The following is a 16570-nucleotide window of genomic DNA, read 5'->3' on the forward strand; positions in this document are numbered from 1 at the left end:
ATGGGTGGTGATGATGCACGGCTGCGGGCCGTGGTTTCGCTTGCACAGTCGATGGCGGCGGCACACACCCCGCGGGGGTCGTGGCGAGCGGCTGCGCTGGGGGCGTGCGAGGCGCTGGGCGGCAGCTTCGCCGCGCTCTCGGTATGGGAACGCGGGCGCGGGGAGCTGCGGGTGCTGGTGAATGCGGGCGAACGGGCCGAGGGGGAGGAGGAGTTCCCCGAGGCCGAGGCGTATCCGGTGCACCAGTTCCCGGAGATCGCCGAGTTCCTGCACGAACGGTGGGCCGGGGGCGGTGAGCCGGACGCCTGGGTCGAGACCGCCGACGGCTCGGCCGGTGCGGCGCCGGGCGAGGACGCGGGGCTGCGGGAGTACGGGAGCGGGTACGGCAGGGAGCGGGTGGCCGCGCTGCGCCGGCGCGGCCGCGGCTCCTGCGTGGTCGCGCCGATCGTGCTGCACGGGCGGGCCTGGGGCGAGCTGTATGTGGCCCGCCCGGTGGGGGCGCCGGTGTTCGGGCGCCCCGACGCGGACTTCGCGACCGTGCTGGCCGCGGTCGTCGCCGCCGGGATCTCCCAGAGCGAACGGCTCGAAGAGCTCCGCAAGCTCGCCTTCACCGATCCGCTCACCGGTCTGGCCAACCGCCGAGCTGTCGACGTGCGGCTGGACGAGGCGGTGGAGCGGCACCGGGCGGACGGGGCGGTGGTCAGTCTGGTGGTCTGCGATCTCAACGGTCTGAAGCGGGTCAACGACACCCAGGGCCACGCGGTCGGCGACCGGCTGCTGGAACGTTTTGGCTCGGTGCTGTCCCGCTGCGGCGCCATGCTGCCCGGCGCCCTCGCGGCGCGGCTCGGCGGTGATGAGTTCTGTCTGCTCACCATGGGTCCGGAGGTGGACGACGTGATCCGGGTGGCCACCGAACTCTGCGAGCGGGCGGCCGAGTTGGATCAGGGGGACGGGGTGGCGTGCGGGATCGCGTCGACCGGTGATCCGATCGGCCCGGTGGTGTCGGCGCGGCGGCTGTTCCGGCTGGCGGACGCGGCCCAGTACCGGGCGAAGGCGGCCCGCTCGGTCGAACCGGTGGTGGCGGGGCGCGACGACGAGGCGCTCCGGCTGGCCGACTCGCCGCCCAATCCCCCGCACGACCGCCGCCACCTGCGCGGCAGTCGTCCCTGAGCGTCGCGCCGGCAGGTAAGGGGTCAAGCGCGCGACCACTAGTGACATGAAGGGATTCAGTCCGTACGCTTCTGAATATGGATATGCATACAGTCGTGGTGGGGACGTCCGGCACCACCGCTCAGGACGTCATCGCCGTGGCCCGCGGCAACGCCCGCGTCGAGCTCTCCGCCGCCGCCGTCGACGCGCTCGCCGCCGCCCGCGAGATCGTGGACGCGCTCGCCGCCAAGCCCGAGCCGGTCTACGGCGTCTCCACCGGATTCGGCGCGCTGGCCACCCGGCACATCAGCCAGGACCTCCGCGCCCAGCTCCAGCGCAACATCGTCCGCTCGCACGCCGCCGGCATGGGGCCGCGCGTCGAGCGCGAGGTTGTCCGCGCCCTGATGTTCCTGCGGCTGAAGACGGTCGCCTCCGGGCGCACCGGCGTACGCCCCGAGGTCGCGCAGACCATGGCCGACGTCCTCAACGCGGGCATCACGCCCGTCGTCCACGAGTACGGCTCGCTCGGCTGCTCCGGCGACCTGGCCCCGCTCTCCCACTGCGCCCTGACACTGATGGGCGAGGGCGACGCGGAGGGCCCCGACGGCACCGTGCGCCCCGCCGGCGAACTGCTCGCCGCCCACGGCATCACCCCGGTCGAGCTGCGCGAGAAGGAAGGCCTCGCCCTCCTCAACGGCACCGACGGCATGCTCGGCATGCTCGTGATGGCCCTGGCCGACCTGAAGAACCTCTACACCTCCGCCGACATCACCGCCGCCCTCTCCCTGGAGGCGCTGCTCGGCACGGACAAGGTGCTCGCCCCGGAGCTGCACGCCATCCGCCCGCACCCGGGCCAGGGCGTCAGCGCCGACAACATGCTGCGGGTCCTCGCCGGATCCGGCCTCACCGGCCACCACCAGGACGACGCGCCCCGCGTGCAGGACGCGTACTCGGTGCGCTGCGCCCCCCAGGTCAACGGCGCGGGCCGCGACACCCTCGACTACGCCGGGATCGTCGCGGACCGCGAGCTGGCCTCCGCCGTCGACAACCCCGTCGTCCTGCCCGACGGCCGGGTCGAGTCCAACGGCAACTTCCACGGCGCCCCCGTCGCGTACGTACTCGACTTCCTGGCGATCGTCGCCGCGGACCTCGGCTCCATCACCGAGCGCCGCACCGACCGGCTGCTGGACAAGAACCGTTCGCACGGACTGCCGCCGTTCCTCGCCGACGACGCCGGGGTGGACTCCGGGCTGATGATCGCCCAGTACACCCAGGCCGCCCTGGTCAGTGAGATGAAGCGGCTCGCGGTGCCCGCCTCGGCCGACTCGATCCCGTCCTCCGCGATGCAGGAGGACCACGTCTCCATGGGCTGGTCGGCGGCGCGCAAGCTCCGTACCGCCGTCGACAACCTCGCCCGGATCGTCGCCGTGGAGCTCTACGCGGCGACCCGCGCCATCGAGCTGCGCGCCGCCGGGGGCCTCACCCCCGCGCCCGCCTCGCAGGCCGCCATCAAGGCGCTGCGGGCGGCGGGGGTCCAGGGGCCGGGCCCGGACCGCTTCCTGTCGCCGGACCTGGCCGCGGCGGACGCGTTCGTGCGCGCGGGCAAGCTGGTCGCGGCGGTCGAGCCGGTGACCGGCCCGCTCGCCTAGGCGCATTGCCCTGTCCGGCGGGGCTAGGCGGACAGGGTGCCGGTGCGGCGGGGCTAGGCGGACAGGGTGCCGGTGCGGCGGGCGGAGTGGGAGACGAACGCCGCACCGATGCCCAGGAACGCCACTCCGCCGATCAGATACGGGGTGGTGTCGACCCCGGTCCCGGTGTCGGCCAGCTTCGGGCCGGCCGCGGAGTCCTCGGCGGTGGTGGCCGGTTCGCTCCGTGCGCCTGGTGCGCCGGCCGGATCGTCCGTCGCGTTGGCGGACGGTACGAACCACAGGGCGGCCAGCAACGTGGCCGCGGCGGTGGCGGTCAGGAGCGGGCGGCGAGCGACGACCACGGAACGATCCCCCTTGTCACAGCTGTGAGTTAGGCATGTGCGCCGATGCTAGTGAAAGCAGCGGGTCGCGGGAAAGCCGGGAGCACGGGGAGCTTACGCTCCGGCACATGAGCACTTCTGAGTCATCACGTTATGTTCGGCTTCGAGTCGAAATGGTGCTGGAGATCACGGACCCCGACGCCCTCAGCGGTACCGCCCTGGAGTCGATCGCCGCCGAGTACGGGGAGCCGGGCGGCGAGTTCGCCGAGGAGCGCGTGCGCGCCGAGGGCGCCGTACGGGAGGACGGAGCGGAGGCCCTCGCCTCCCTCGTCGACCCGTTCGACCTGGTCGGCGAGGTGCCCGGGGTCGAGCTCACCCAGGCGTCCTGGAGCAGCGAGATCGTCGACTACGACCCGGACGACCCGGACGCCTGGGACTTCGACGACGAGGACGACGGTGCGGACGTCGAGGACGTCGAGGACGAGGACGGCGCAGGGGGAGGTGCCGGCGTCCCGCACAATGGGTGAGGACGACGACGGTCACGTCGCCGCGAGCGGCGGGACCAGCAGCTGGTGAACACCGGCCCCGGACCGCGCTTCGCACGCGGGCCGGGGCCGGTGTCGTCCGCCGGTCGCCCTTACGTGATCGGTGTCGGGAACCACCGCAACCGCGGACGCGTCGATGAGTGTTGTTCCCCACATCTTTCTTGGATGGGGAACTGAGGACCCTTTCCATGGGTTCTAGGACCATTGACGGGTTCCGCCGATCGGCGGCTCTGCTCGGGGTTTTTGGGGATTCGGCAACGATGGAGAAGCGTGTGATGACGGACAGCAAGCGGCGCAGGGGCCTGATGGCCGCGTCCGCACTGCTCGGCGGTGTTCTGGTGCTCACCGGCTGCAACGACAGCGGCGACAGCAGTGCCGAGGGCTCGAAGAAGTCGCAGGCGTCCGAGGTCGACAAGGCGGCAGCCCAGGACGCGTCGGAAGCACAGATAACGATCTCGCCGAAGAACGGCGCGACCAACGCGAGCATCAACAACGACGCGAAGGTCACCGTCGCCAAGGGCACGCTGTCCGAGGTCACCATGACCACGACGGCCGGAGCCGCGGTCAAGGGCACGCTCGCCGCCGACGGCAAGAGCTGGAAGCCGGACGTCCAGCTGGAGCGCTCGACCACGTACAAGATCAGCGCGACGGCGAAGGACTCCAAGGGCCGCGAGGCGCACGAGAACTCCTCCTTCACCACCGTCTCGCCCGCCAACAGCTTCATCGGGAACTTCACCCCCGAGGACGGCTCCACGGTCGGCGTCGGCATGCCCGTCTCGATCAATTTCAACAAGGCGATCACGGACAAGAAGGCCGTCGAGGCCGGTATCACCGTGACGTCCAGCAGCGGTCAGCAGGTCGTCGGCCACTGGTTCAACTCCCAGCGTCTCGACCTGCGTCCCGAGCAGTACTGGCAGAGCGGCTCCACCGTCACGCTGAAGCTCGCGCTGGACGGCGTCGAGGGCGCGGACGGCGTCTTCGGAGTGCAGCAGAAGACGGTCACCTTCAAGGTCGGCCGCAACCAGGTCTCGACGGTCGACGCCAACACGAAGATGATGACCGTCACCCGGGACGGCAAGACGATCAAGACCATCCCGATCTCTGCCGGCTCCCCCGACAACCCCACGTACAACGGGCAGATGGTGATCTCCGAGAAGTTCAAGGAGACCCGGATGAACGGTGCGACGGTCGGCTTCACCGACTCCGACGGCAAGGGCGAGTACGACATCAAGGACGTGCCGCACGCCATGCGGCTGTCCACCTCGGGCACCTTCCTCCACGGCAACTACTGGGGCGCGCGGTCGATCTTCGGCAGCGCCAACACCAGCCACGGCTGCGTCGGCCTCGCCGATGTGAAGGGCGCGGGCGACGCCAACCAGCCCGCCGCGTGGTTCTACAACAACTCCATGGTCGGCGACGTGGTCATCGTCAAGAACTCCCCGGACCGGACCATCACCCCCGACAACGGTCTCAACGGCTGGAACATGAGCTGGGCGGAGTGGACGGCGGGCTCCCAGGGCTGAGCCCACCCCACGCGCCGTCCCGGCGCGAGCCGCCGGTGTTCGCACCCGGCGACGACCGGTCCCCGGACCCCCGTACGGAGGCGGCGGCACCCGGATCCCCTCGGATCCGCGGTGCCGCCGCCTCCGGCGTTCGTATGCCTTCGGGGGCGCGCTGCGGCGATCCGGTCCCGGTCTCAGCGGTGGGTGGCCGTGGCGGCCCGGTGGGCGGCGAGGTCGCTGTGGCGGACCTGGCGCAGCCCCAGTGGATCGGTGTGCGGCCTGCCGTTCCCCCTGCTCCCGCCGTTCTCCCTGCTCCCGCTGCTCCAGAGCGTGGTGCGGGGCGGGGTACCGGGGTCCGGGAGCAACGAGCGCAGTCCGTACCAGGGTTGCAGCGGCAGTCGGCACAGCCCGTAGAGCCAGCGCCGCAGCAGCAGCCAGGGGCCCGGGCGCCCGGCGTCGGGCAGCCTGACCACCCGTATCCCCATGATCAGCTTGCCCAGGCCGGCCCCGGTGAGCGCGGTGAGGGCGACCTGGTTGAGGAACGAGAACGCGAGCGTCGGACCGAGCAGCAGGCCGACCGCCTCGGTCACCCGGGCCGTGTCCACGTGCGGCCGGGCGACCAGACCGGCGGTGAGCAGGCAGAGGTAGCAGTCGAGGCCGACGGCGAGATAGCGGCGCATGTCGCCCGCACGCGGCGGTACGCGCGCCGAGCGCGGTTCGGCGTGGTACCCGGGCGAGGGCGGGAGGGCCGCGCGAGCCGTCGGCAGAGGTGGTCCGGCGGCATTCCGGGCATGCCCCTCACCCCGTGGAATTGTCATGACAGCATCATGTCTGATGCATCGTCACCGTGGGCCCGGGAACCGCACTCACACCACCTCTCGCCCCGCATTACGCTCGCAGCCATGACCGCCGCCATCACCGCCATGATCACCGCAGTAGTCGGAGTGCTCGGCACCCTCCTCGCCCCGGTGTTCGCGCAGCGGCTGACCGCACGCCAGCGCGCCGAGGAGGCCCGACTGGCCGACGAGCGGCGGAAGTTCGAGGAGCGGCGCACCCAGTACACGGCCATGAACCGGGCCTCCCGGCAGTTCCACACCCTCCTCAAGGACGCCCTGCACCGGCTCCGCGACGGTGTCTACACGGACCAGGAACGCACCCAGCTCGAAGAGGCCCGCCTCGACCACCGCGACCGCTACGCCGAGGCGCAGATGATCGTCCCCGAACGGATACTGCAGGCGTCCCGCGACCTCAACCGGGTGCTCGCCGCCGGGGACGCCACCGTCAAACGCCTCGACCGGGGCGTCGCCCGCGACGGCGAGAACGTCGAGCAGGCCCTGGAGCACCTGAAGGCGGCCGACCCGTGCCTCGACACGATGCGGGAGCTGATGCGCCAGGACCTCGGCGTCACCGACTGATCCCCGTGCGGGTGCCCGTCCCGTGCCGTGCCCTGCCCGTGCCCGTCCCGTACCCGCGAAGTGCCGCCCGCCCCGTCCGTGGGCCCCATCAGCAGGACCCGAACGGCCACAGCCGATAGGGCGAATCGAGCCGGTACTCCCCGCCCCGCGCCACCGTCAGCCGCGTCCACTCGCCGTCCTGCCGCAGACACCCGCCGCCGTCCGCCCGCAACCACGGCGAGTAGGCGATCCGGACCGTCACCGACCCGGCCGCGGGCATCCGTACCACCAGGGAGGCATCGTCCCCGCGGACGACGGTGCCCGGCGCGGAGACCAGCGGTACGGCGTCACGTACCCGGTAGATCCGCCACTGCGCGTCCTGCCACACCGGCTCCAGCCAGTCGGCGTCGCGCCGGACGATCGCGGCCTCCGCCTCGGCCGGCCCGTCCGGCCTGCCGTTGTGCAGCACGACGAGGCCCACGGCCCACCGGTCCAGCCAGGCCCGGTACGCCGCCGGGGTCGGCTTCCCCTCGTAGAACAGCCGTCCGCGCGCCACGTCGAGCTGCCGGTTCCAGCCGCGCGCCATGTTCAGGTACGGCGCGAGCACCGTCGCCTCGCGGTGGTTGCGGGCCGGTACGACCTCCACCCGCATCCGCTCGGCACCGAGCCGCCGCAGCTCGGCCACCACACCGTCGGTGTGTTCCGCCCAGGCGGGCACGGAACCGGACACCCGCAGGTCGTCATCGGTCTTGTTGATCAGCCAGCCGGAGTTGTACACCAGCGTCCCGGCGAGCAGCACGGCCTGCACCCGCACCGCCGTACCGCCCCGCGCCCACCTCGGCAGCACGGTCAGCAGCGCCGCCAGCAGCACCGGCGGTCCGGCCAGCCCCACCAGCCGCTCCACGTTCGTCCCGATGGGGGAGGGGATCAGGAAGGTCAGGACGACGCCGGCCGCGTACACCACGCCCGCGAACCGGACCACCCGCCAGCCGCCCTCGCGCGGCGCCGCGAACCACAGAACCGCGCAGGCCGCCAACGGCGTCCACAGGCTGCGCGCCGCCATCGGCTGTTCGCCGGTGAACGGGAACGCCAGCGTCGTCGCGGCCACCACCACGAACGGCGGCACGACGAGCACGGCCGCGCGCCGCCACTGCCGGCCCAGCCCGTACGCCGCGCCCGCCACCACCAGGAACAGCCCCGCCACCGGACTCGCCGCCGTCGCCAGCGCCGCGCAGGCCGCCGCGCACCCGGCCGCCATGCCCGTACCGCGCCGTACGCACAGCAGCGCGACCAGCCCGATCGCGACGCCCACCGCGAACGTGGTGCGTCCGGAAGCGACATTGCACCAGAGCGTCAGCGAGCCCAGCACCGCGACCGCGACCGGCCACCGCACCCCGCCGACCACACAGAGCCGCCCCAGCGCCCACGACCCGCAGAGCCCCGCGGCGACCGTCACCGCCCGCACCCCGAACACCGCCATGAGCGGTGGCGTCAGCAGGCTGTAGTTGGCGGTGTGCATCCCTCCGTACCAGGAGAGGTTGTACGCGGACCCCGGATGCCGGAAGGCGAAGCCGGCCCAGGCGAGCTGCGCCGCCAGATCACCGCCGCCGGTGGCCAGCACCCGCGCCCACAGCACGTACAGCGGCACGACGACGAGCACGGCGACACCCGGCACCCACCACCGCGCCGAGCCCGGGTCCGCTGCGGTGGAGCCCCGCGCGTCCTGCCTGTGGTGTTCCCCGTCGCGCGCCCCGGTGCTCTCGCTGATCCGCACCCGGCAAACCCTACGCACCGCTTCGTGGTGTAGCCGGCTACACCATGGAGCCGGGGGACCGGCCCCTCGTGGCGACCGCATCCGGCCACCAGAATGGACGCATCACCCGGACACGGAGGAATCCCATGAAAGCACTGCTCTGGATCGTGCTCTGCGCTGCGATCGTCGCGAACGTCTCGCTCAACCTGATGGAGGACAACGGTCTGCACATCGCGCTGAGCGTGGTCTCCGGGCTGGTCGTCCTCGCGTCCGGGGCGGGGTTGTGGATGCTGCGCCGCGAGGCCCGGCCGTAGGGATCGGGCCCCATTACGCGGGTCCACTTGAACGAACCTCCGGAGAGGCTGGGAGAATACATACGCCACAACGGTTCTGTACGTCGCTTCCGTGAGCCGCAGAGCGTGCGATGTCTGGGCGACGCCCTCAATGGGGAGGGGGGACCGCTGGCGCCCCCTGGGACGGGGGCGCCTTCGCGCGCGATGCCCATCGACGGAAGGTCTTGACCCCATATGCAGGCCACCCCTGATTCCGTAACCCCGCACGCCACCGAGAACCGCGTCATCGAGCCGCTGTACGCCGAGATCCTCCGGCGCAACCAGGGCGAGAAGGAGTTCCACCAGGCGGTCCGGGAGGTCCTGGAGACCCTCGGCCCGGTCCTCGCGAAGCGTCCCGAGTTCGTGGACGCCAAGATCATCGAGCGCGTCTGCGAGCCCGAGCGCCAGCTCATCTTCCGGGTGCCGTGGTCCGACGACTCCGGCGACATCCATGTGAACCGCGGCTTCCGGGTCGAGTTCAGCAGCTCGCTCGGACCGTACAAGGGCGGGCTCCGTTTCCACCCCTCGGTCAACCTCGGCATCGTGAAGTTCCTCGGCTTCGAGCAGATCTTCAAGAACGCGCTCACCGGCATGCCCATCGGCGGCGGCAAGGGCGGCGCGGACTTCGACCCCAAGGGCCGCTCGGACGCCGAGATCATGCGGTTCTGCCAGTCGTTCATGACCGAGCTCCACCGCCACCTCGGCGAGTACACCGACGTCCCCGCCGGTGACATCGGCGTCGGCGGCCGGGAGATCGGCTATCTGTTCGGCCAGTACAAGCGGATCACCAACCGCTACGAGTCCGGCGTACTGACCGGAAAGGGCCTCGGCTGGGGCGGCGCCCAGGCACGCACCGAGGCGACCGGCTACGGCTGCGTCATGTTCACCGCCGAGATGCTCCGCAGCCGGGGCGAGTCCCTCGACGGCCAGCGCATCGTCGTATCGGGCTCGGGCAATGTCGCGATCTACGCGATCGAGAAGGCCCAGCAGCTCGGCGCGACCGTGGTGACGTGCTCCGACTCCTCCGGCTACATCGTGGACGAGAAGGGCATCGACCTCGCCCTCCTCAAGGAGGTCAAGGAGGCCGGCCGCGGCCGCGTCTCCGAGTACGCGGAACGTCGCGGCGAGCACGTCAAGTACGTCCCCGGCACCGGCGTCTGGAACGTCCCCTGCGACGTGGCCCTGCCCTGCGCCACCCAGAACGAACTCCACGAGGCCGACGCCGTGGCCCTGGTGCGCAACGGCGTGAAGGCGGTCGCCGAGGGTGCCAACATGCCCACCACACCGGAGGCCGTACGCGTCTTCCAGGAGGCGGGCGTCGCCTTCGCCCCCGGCAAGGCGGCCAACGCGGGCGGCGTGGCGACCAGCGCCTTGGAGATGCAGCAGAACGCCTCCCGGGACTCCTGGACCTTCGCCCACACCGAGGAGCGCCTCGCGGAGATCATGCGCCACATCCACGACTCCTGCTACACCACCGCGGAGCGCTACGGCAGCCCCGGCAACTACGTGGTCGGCGCCAACATCGCCGGCTTCGAACTCGTCGCCGATGCGATGCTGGCACAGGGCCTGATCTGACCCGGCACCCCTGAACACCACCGTGGCCCGGCCGTCTTGAGCGGCCGGGCCGCTGTCATGCCGGGCGGCCGACATGACGTCAGCCGGCACGCAACGCACCGCCCGTACCGCTCGGCACGCTCACAGGGCGGAACCGCCGGACAGTCATCCTGCCAGCCGTGGCGCAGGTGGCCGAACCCCGGTCAGCTCCTCCGCCCGGGCCAGGAGAAGCGGGGCGAGTGAGGCGTAGAAGCCGCGCGCCACGGCCTGGAGCATTTCGGCGAGCGCCGCCAGCTCGCCGGTGCGACCCTCGGGGGTGTCGAGTACATCGGCGAACTGCATGCGGATGCGCGCGGCCACGAGCGGTACACCGAGGCTGTACGCGTGGAGGAGACCGGGGTCGTAGCCAAGAGGGACGCGGCCCCAGCGTTCCCAGTCGAGGATGGTCAGTGGCATCTCGGTGAGATTGCCCCAGTGGAGGTCACCATGGCCGGTGACGCGTGCGACCTCGGGAGGGGCGGGGATGCCGAGGAACTGGGGAAAGGCCCGCGCGATCCACTCGTCCCGAACCGTTTCCCGGGCCCCTTCCACCCCCGCCAGGAGACCCAGGGAGCGCCGCAGCAACTCCCACCATCTTTCGGGTAGAGCAGGGTTGCGGACCAGGTCCGGGCGCTGGGCCGAGATAACGGGGTGTGGCACCAGATCCAGTACCTCGGCCTCGAAGGAGTGTGTGTCTTCGACCCAGTCGTAGCTTCCACGGAGGGCCGGGCGGGGCACGTCGCGCGGCACCAGGAGATCGGCTCCGACGATCCCCTGCCCGTGCTTGCGCCCGGCGTTCTTGGCCAGGCTGCGACTGACCCGCAGCCAGTACGGGCCGGACCGACGACCGAGCGTGAAGCCCGCGAAGCCCCACACCGGCGGACCCGTGCAGGTCAGCCCCACCGCCTCGGCGGCGTGTGCATGGGCGGCCATCATCAGGGAGCGGGTGGCCTCATCCGGTGGCGAGTTCATCGGTCAGCCTCCTGAGCTGGTCGGGGGTGAGGGGCGAGGTCAGAGCCCTTTCGGCATCGTTCCAGTGGTAGCGGCTGCTGGCCGAGGTAAGCACGACGTCCAGGCCCGGGCAGGACGCGGCAGCCAGTACGGCAGCGGCACCGGCCGACAGACCGGGACGGATCAGGTCCACGAGCTCGGGAGTCATGGCATCCAGCAATTCGCCGCCGTGCAGAGGCGCGGAGCCGAACGTGATCAATCCGGAGTCCTGTGCCTGGGCCAAGGGGCCGCCGCCGTTGAGCGCCTGCCTGATGGGCGTATCCATAATCAGGCTGACCGGCATCTGGAGGCCGATCAGGTGGTGCGTCCCGGAACCTGCTGCTTCTGCGGCAAGGGCAACCAGTTCATGGACGGTGAATGCGCCCTCGTGCAGGCCCGACCAAGTGGCCACCCCGTACCCGCCGATCCGACGGAGCTGAACGAGCTCCTCAAGGACGATGAACGCCTCCCGGAGACGCTGATGCAGCACCGTACGCCCCATGGGGTAGTCGGCACGCTCAGGATTGTGGACGGATACCAGGTCCACGCGGCCGAGCAGGGCCACGGCTTCTTCCACCTGGTAGCGGACGAACCGCGGGTTGAGACAGTGCCCGGCGGCAGCGTCCTCTTTCGTGATCAGGCCGAGCGCCAAGGCGGCTCGCGCCGATCCGCGTCCGAGGAAGCCCACTTTGGTGGCCACCCTGGTAGCGCCGTGGTACTCCCGCAGAACCGGGCCGAGTTGGTGATGTGCCATCCCGTCGACGTAGTTCGGTGCGGTGTCGATCCAGGGCGCTCCGGCCCGCAGCGCGGTGCGGGCCGCTTCCCGCACGTCTCGGACCCGGTACGTCCCCAGCGCCAGGGCTGCCGTCACAGGCCGGCTCCCACGACGGCGACGACCTGGCCCTCGACGAGGAGAGATACCAGCCCGGCAACGTCCTCCACAGGTAGCCCGGCGGACTCGGCGAGATCGCCCAGTGCGGTCGGCCGCCCCAGGCACAGTGTGCGCAGAACCGGCGCGGCGGAATCCGCGAAGTCCCAGGCGGTACCCGCCGCCGAGAACGTGACCGTGCCCTGCCCACGGTTCTCCACCAGACGGCCCCTCGGCGTGGTCACCCGAACCGTGATCTCGGGCCGGGCGGGAAGCCCGTCCACGTAGGGCAGCGAGGGAATCGCATGTCCGTGGTGCGTAGTGTCGATCGACTCCGCCCACCGCTCCACCAGGCGGGGGCTCGCCAGTTCATCCAGCAGTTCCCGGCGGAGTGCGGCGATGAAATCGGACTGGTCAGGCAGGGCGGCGAACCGTGGAATGTCCTTGCGCAGCGCGAGGACCGACCGGAGCTGGTCCACGACCCAGTGGAGTAGGTCGGCACCTGTGTGGGAGACGAGACCGAATGTCAGGTGCAGGGACTCCGTCCCTTGGTCGGCGGTGACCGCGTGCCACCAGCCGCGAGGCGTGTACAGCACGTCACCGGGCGCCAGCACGATGTCCGCCACCGGGTCGCCCTCGGGTTCCTCCGGCGATTCGACATCGCGGAAGGTGGGAGCCTCCCGGGTGGTCCCGTACAGTCGCCATCGCTTGAATCCGTGCACCTGGACCACGACGACATCGTGGTCGTCCCAGTGGAGGCCAAAGCCCTCCCGCTCGGTCCACGAGGCATAGGCGTTGACCTGTACGGGGGTGCCGAGGAAGCGTTCCAGGCCCTCGGCAGCCGCCCCGATGGGCGGATGGATCTTCTCGATTGAGTCCAGGACCAGCGAGGCTCCGTCCTTGAGCTGAGTGTGCAGTTCGGCCGGCTGGATGCGAGACCAGGTCGATGCGCGCCGGTTCGTCGTCGGAACCGCGTAGCGGTGAACGGGGATCATCTCGCCGTCCACCGACAGCCGGAGCCGGGGCGGCTCCAGCCGTTGGGTGGCGATGATCCGGTTCAGATCGTCCCAGGAGAAGAGCCCTGTTGTGTCAGTGGCGTCGGGAAAGTGAGCATAGGAGCGGTTGTACGTCTGGGCGAGGAACGAGTCCCCACCCAGACGCCCCGCCCACGAGGCAGCATCAAGCATCGTGGGCGGCCTGATCAATCGTTGCCGTCGGAACGGCCGCCGCTGACATCGGACTCCTGCTCAGTGCGAGTGCGAGCGGCCACGATCCTCCGCTTGGCGACGAGCAGGCCACCGCCCTCGTAGGTCACCGGACCGGTGTTCTCTTCCGTCATCGAGCTTCCCATTCTGTTTGGGTAATTCCCGCCGGAGACCCGGTGGGAAGACTGGATTTGGGCGAACTGGAGAGCTGCGAGCGGGTTCATCCGCAGGTGCGATGCGAAATCCGCTGAGCCATCTCCGGCTCGGCTACCGCCGGACGGAGTGCACTGTGTGAGGCCGCCGAGGAGTCGCAACAGCGCGGGCACTGGCATGGGGGAAAGCGTCCGGGGTTCGACAGGATGATGAAGGGGTCGCCCTCCCTCAAGCTCGTCGTCCGCGACCACGAGCGCCCGGAGTCGCGGGACACCCGAAGTGTCATCAGGACTCGGTGTTCGGTCTCCAGGTCCGCCGCCCGCGAGTCCCTTTCGGATCCGTGACTTCCAGCCTTGTTCCGCGTTGCCATGTCCGCCCCCTTCCGCAGTTCTCAACGCACGTCGTTTGTGACAACACCCAGGAAACCGCGCCGAGTCGGGGGCCTCCACGGCATTGATGCGGCAGTCTTGACGCAGATCCGTGCACGGACGCCGATGGGGCCAAAATTGCAGGAGAGGAGTGTCATGGGACTGGCGGAACGGCGCAGGACGCTGGGCTACAGTCAGGAAAAACTGGCCCAGTTACTTGGTGTGGACCGCACGACGGTCGGACGCTGGGAGAGTGGCAAGATCGATCCCCAGCCGCCCCAGAGGCGAGGCTTGGCAGCCGCCCTTGAGATCAGCCTCCAAGAGCTGGATTTCCTTCTGGCGCAGCCACGACCCGCAGGTCAGGAGATCGCCCGACACCAGTCCAGTGCACCCTCGAACGCGGGAGACTCCGACGAAATGATCCGCCGTGAATTCCTCCGCATACTGACGGTCAGCGGTGCATTGACCGCATTGCCGATTGAAGAGGCCGAGGCCCTGGCGGAGGGCGTCCGCAGGGGGATGCCTCGCGACTTCGCACGTATGAACAGTCATCTCTGGCAGGTCTACCAATTGGCTCGCTCCAAGGGCTCCGTCTACCCCGTTGTCCGCGACCAACTGAAGACTCTGAACGAAGCCTTGGCCGGTATCCGAGGAAGCGGCCGCCCCCTTCTGAGCGCGGCTGCCGACCTCTTCCAACTGGCCGGTGAGGTGGCGTTCGACGGAAACCGATACTCCGACGCCGCTGCTTCCTACTCTCTGGCTGCATCCGTCAGCAAGGATGCCGAGGCGTACGACCTGTGGGCGTGCGCACTCGTCCGGCATGCCTACGTAGACATGTCCGAGCAGCGTTATCGCCAGGCGGAGCAGATGCTGGTCGCAGCGGCGCGGCTGGCCGTCCGGGGCGACAGCAGTCTCTCGACCCGGCAGTGGGTTGCTTCGGTCCAGGCCGAGGCGTACGCCGGTCTCGGCGACCTGGACGCGTGCGAGCGCGCGATGGACCAGGCGGAGACCGTCCGCGAACTCGGAGCGGACAGCGTCAACGGCGGATGGCTCCGTTTCGACGGCGCGCGGCTGGCAGAGGAACGGGGGTCGCGCTACGCACAGCTCGGCCGACTTGATCTGGCCGAGGAGGCCCTGAACGAAGCTCTGGAGCAACTTGCTCTGACGCCAGGGCAGTCGTACCGGCGACGAGGTGTGGTTCTCACCGATTTGGCAGCAATCGGCGCGAAGCGGCGGGATGCCGAACAGGTCGTCGCGTATGGCCGGGAAGCCATCGGCCTGGCCCGAGCATCGTCCTCCGGATACGTCGCCCGTAGACTCCAAGCCCTGTGCGACGAGTTCGGTCCCTTGGGTCGTGACCACCGCGTGGCGGACATGGGAGCGGAGATCGCCATGCTGAGCACGCCGTGACGAGAGAGGTTGGCATGTCGCAGACCGAGGGTGCACGACTGTTCCGGGAATCCTGGATTGCGGGAGTGCACCGACACTTCCCGGGGGAGCCGAAGCCCGGCTATGTCACTCCGTGGGACGACACCCCTCAGTGGGAGCGCGAGGCCGCGGGAGCCGTCTACGATCAAGTCCGCCAGTTCATCGAGATCAGCGGCGGCCACGCGTCGAGGCTGTCACGTGAGCAGAAGAGCCGGTTCGTCGCGATCTGCTGGACGGCTCAGATGTTCAAGCACTTCGAAAACCCGAAGCCGGGTTACGTGGCCGATTGGCCCGAACTCCCTTCCTGGCAGCAGGAAACCGATGCCGACATCTTCGAGGCCATCGAGAAGGCGTAGCCGCGGACCTTGCAGGCCACCGGATCACCGGTCAGTGGTGCTGCTCCCAGTAGTCCGCGAACGGCACTGCTTCGGCCAGGGCGTGATCGCGGTAGCCCTGGTATTCGGTGAGTCTGTGGGCAGGGAGCAGCTCGGCGCCGATGAAGGCGCCCACGGGTGTGTAGTGCATCCGGTACACGTCCTGATCGTCGAACAACCAGAAGTCGTGATCAGGGAGGTCGGACACGTCCTGCTCAGCACGATCGATGATGCCGATGGTCTCGCCTGCCGTGATGTTGCCGGGGTACGCAGCCAGTTCGTAGCGCAGATAGTCGGTGAGCGGCGACGTCAGTACGTGTACGCGGGGGACCTGTTTGCCCCTGGTGGTCATCGCACGGACCCACGGGTTGTCGTCCCACTCCGGGCCCATCGGCTCGCCGGCCAGGAACCGCGCCACCTCCTCGGCCTCTTCCTCGACGTCGTACACGGCGAGGGTCTCCAGCCGGAAGGCGGACTGCTCGAAGGACTCGAAGAGCTGCCCGAAAGCCTCACCCGCGAGCATTGAAGTACTCCTCCAGCATGGCGGCCGGGACTACGACGGCCATCTCTCCTTCTGGCAGGGCAAGTTGTGCGAGCCGCTCCGGATCGGCGACGACGTAGCCCTGCACGATGTAGTTCTTCTCGTCCTCAGTGGCCCACAGGGTCGGGCATGTGCCGTTCTTGCAGTCCGGACTGCCTGTCAGTTTCCGCAGCACTGTTCGCCCCTGGGATCGGCTGGCGTCTGTCAGCAGTTGATGTTCTCTAGGCGGTCGCAGTGGGGTCAAGGACTGACCCTTTCCAGAACGGGAAAGCCCCCTCGGGTACCTCCACCTGCCTGGTCTTCGGTGAACCAGTAGATGCTGGGCCCGAACAGGGGCACACCACGCGGAATCGCGGACGCGGCTCGCCCGACTCGAACTCGCGCAGTGATCTACGCGCCCCCCGAT

At 69.9% G+C, this 16570-nt stretch carries 18 protein-coding genes; 9 read left to right on the forward strand and 9 right to left on the reverse strand.

What is annotated here, in order from left to right; translation table 11 throughout:
* Together IE107_RS15340 and hutH are read left to right on the forward strand one after the other, a co-directional pair.
* Positions 1-1170: a GGDEF domain-containing protein gene (locus IE107_RS15340; protein ID WP_189544298.1), complete on the forward strand. Its 1170-nt coding sequence runs from the start codon at positions 1-3 to the stop codon at positions 1168-1170.
* Between the two features lie 77 nt (positions 1171-1247).
* Entirely contained in the window at positions 1248-2798 is a 1551-nt protein-coding gene (gene hutH / locus IE107_RS15345; RefSeq protein WP_189544299.1) for a histidine ammonia-lyase, read from the forward strand.
* Positions 2799-2851: 53 nt separating this feature from the next.
* Here hutH and IE107_RS15350 read toward each other — a convergent pair whose 3' ends face one another.
* Positions 2852-3139 carry a hypothetical protein gene (locus tag IE107_RS15350; RefSeq protein ID WP_189544300.1) on the reverse strand — a complete coding sequence of 96 codons (288 nt, stop codon included), beginning with the start codon at positions 3137-3139 and terminating at the stop codon, positions 2852-2854.
* A gap of 107 nt (positions 3140-3246) precedes the next feature.
* Here IE107_RS15350 and IE107_RS15355 point away from each other — a divergent pair, with 107 nt between their 5' ends.
* Together IE107_RS15355 and IE107_RS15360 are read left to right on the forward strand one after the other, a co-directional pair.
* On the forward strand, positions 3247-3645 hold the full coding sequence (locus IE107_RS15355) for a hypothetical protein (RefSeq protein ID WP_229866935.1): 399 nt from the start codon (positions 3247-3249) through the stop codon (positions 3643-3645).
* Positions 3646-3923: 278 nt separating this feature from the next.
* On the forward strand, positions 3924-5186 hold the full coding sequence (locus IE107_RS15360) for a L,D-transpeptidase (RefSeq protein ID WP_189544301.1): 1263 nt from the start codon (positions 3924-3926) through the stop codon (positions 5184-5186).
* Positions 5187-5359: 173 nt separating this feature from the next.
* On the opposite strand, the gene IE107_RS15365 is transcribed toward IE107_RS15360, so the two are convergent.
* Positions 5360-5983: an RDD family protein gene (locus IE107_RS15365; RefSeq protein WP_308434226.1), complete on the reverse strand. Its 624-nt coding sequence runs from the start codon at positions 5981-5983 to the stop codon at positions 5360-5362.
* 84 nt (positions 5984-6067) lie between these two features.
* Here IE107_RS15365 and IE107_RS15370 point away from each other — a divergent pair, with 84 nt between their 5' ends.
* Positions 6068-6580, forward strand: a complete 513-nt coding sequence (locus IE107_RS15370; RefSeq protein ID WP_189544302.1) for a hypothetical protein — start codon at positions 6068-6070, stop codon at positions 6578-6580.
* 88 nt (positions 6581-6668) lie between these two features.
* Here IE107_RS15370 and IE107_RS15375 read toward each other — a convergent pair whose 3' ends face one another.
* Positions 6669-8234: a DUF8823 domain-containing protein gene (locus IE107_RS15375; protein WP_189544347.1), complete on the reverse strand. Its 1566-nt coding sequence runs from the start codon at positions 8232-8234 to the stop codon at positions 6669-6671.
* A gap of 224 nt (positions 8235-8458) precedes the next feature.
* On the opposite strand from IE107_RS15375, the gene IE107_RS15380 reads away from it, so the two are divergent.
* Both IE107_RS15380 and gdhA read left to right on the forward strand, forming a co-directional pair.
* Entirely contained in the window at positions 8459-8626 is a 168-nt protein-coding gene (locus IE107_RS15380; protein ID WP_189544303.1) for a hypothetical protein, read from the forward strand.
* 213 nt (positions 8627-8839) lie between these two features.
* Positions 8840-10219 carry an NADP-specific glutamate dehydrogenase gene (gene gdhA, locus IE107_RS15385; RefSeq protein ID WP_189544304.1) on the forward strand — a complete coding sequence of 460 codons (1380 nt, stop codon included), beginning with the start codon at positions 8840-8842 and terminating at the stop codon, positions 10217-10219.
* Positions 10220-10363: 144 nt separating this feature from the next.
* Here gdhA and IE107_RS15390 read toward each other — a convergent pair whose 3' ends face one another.
* The 4 genes from IE107_RS15390 to IE107_RS15405 are packed head-to-tail and all read right to left on the reverse strand — an operon-like array spanning position 10364 to position 13434.
* Positions 10364-11209, reverse strand: a complete 846-nt coding sequence (locus tag IE107_RS15390; protein WP_189544305.1) for an aminoglycoside phosphotransferase family protein — start codon at positions 11207-11209, stop codon at positions 10364-10366.
* Entirely contained in the window at positions 11190-12056 is an 867-nt protein-coding gene (locus IE107_RS15395; protein WP_229866936.1) for an aldo/keto reductase, read from the reverse strand. The genes IE107_RS15390 and IE107_RS15395 overlap by 20 nt, the downstream gene beginning before the upstream one ends.
* A 38-nt stretch (positions 12057-12094) precedes the next feature.
* Positions 12095-13282 carry a JmjC domain-containing protein gene (locus IE107_RS15400; RefSeq protein ID WP_189544307.1) on the reverse strand — a complete coding sequence of 396 codons (1188 nt, stop codon included), beginning with the start codon at positions 13280-13282 and terminating at the stop codon, positions 12095-12097.
* A gap of 14 nt (positions 13283-13296) precedes the next feature.
* On the reverse strand, positions 13297-13434 hold the full coding sequence (locus IE107_RS15405; protein WP_189544308.1) for a hypothetical protein: 138 nt from the start codon (positions 13432-13434) through the stop codon (positions 13297-13299).
* A gap of 543 nt (positions 13435-13977) precedes the next feature.
* Between IE107_RS15405 and IE107_RS15410 the strand changes: the two genes are divergently transcribed.
* Both IE107_RS15410 and IE107_RS15415 read left to right on the forward strand, forming a co-directional pair.
* Positions 13978-15231 carry a helix-turn-helix transcriptional regulator gene (locus IE107_RS15410; RefSeq protein WP_189544309.1) on the forward strand — a complete coding sequence of 418 codons (1254 nt, stop codon included), beginning with the start codon at positions 13978-13980 and terminating at the stop codon, positions 15229-15231.
* Positions 15232-15245: 14 nt separating this feature from the next.
* A complete protein-coding gene (locus IE107_RS15415; protein ID WP_189544310.1) occupies positions 15246-15605 on the forward strand; it encodes a hypothetical protein in 360 nt (119 codons plus the stop codon).
* A gap of 31 nt (positions 15606-15636) precedes the next feature.
* Here the strand turns inward: IE107_RS15415 and IE107_RS15420 are convergent, their stop codons facing one another.
* Both IE107_RS15420 and IE107_RS15425 read right to left on the reverse strand, forming a co-directional pair.
* Entirely contained in the window at positions 15637-16146 is a 510-nt protein-coding gene (locus tag IE107_RS15420; RefSeq protein WP_189544311.1) for a DUF6879 family protein, read from the reverse strand.
* Positions 16133-16339 (reverse strand): hypothetical protein, encoded by a 207-nt coding sequence (locus IE107_RS15425; protein WP_189544312.1) that lies wholly within the window; start codon positions 16337-16339, stop codon positions 16133-16135. The genes IE107_RS15420 and IE107_RS15425 overlap by 14 nt, the downstream gene beginning before the upstream one ends.
* Positions 16340-16570 lie beyond the last annotated feature (231 nt).

Source organism: Streptomyces gelaticus (assembly GCF_014649535.1).
In the GTDB taxonomy this organism is placed as follows: Bacteria; Actinomycetota; Actinomycetes; order Streptomycetales; family Streptomycetaceae; genus Streptomyces; species Streptomyces gelaticus.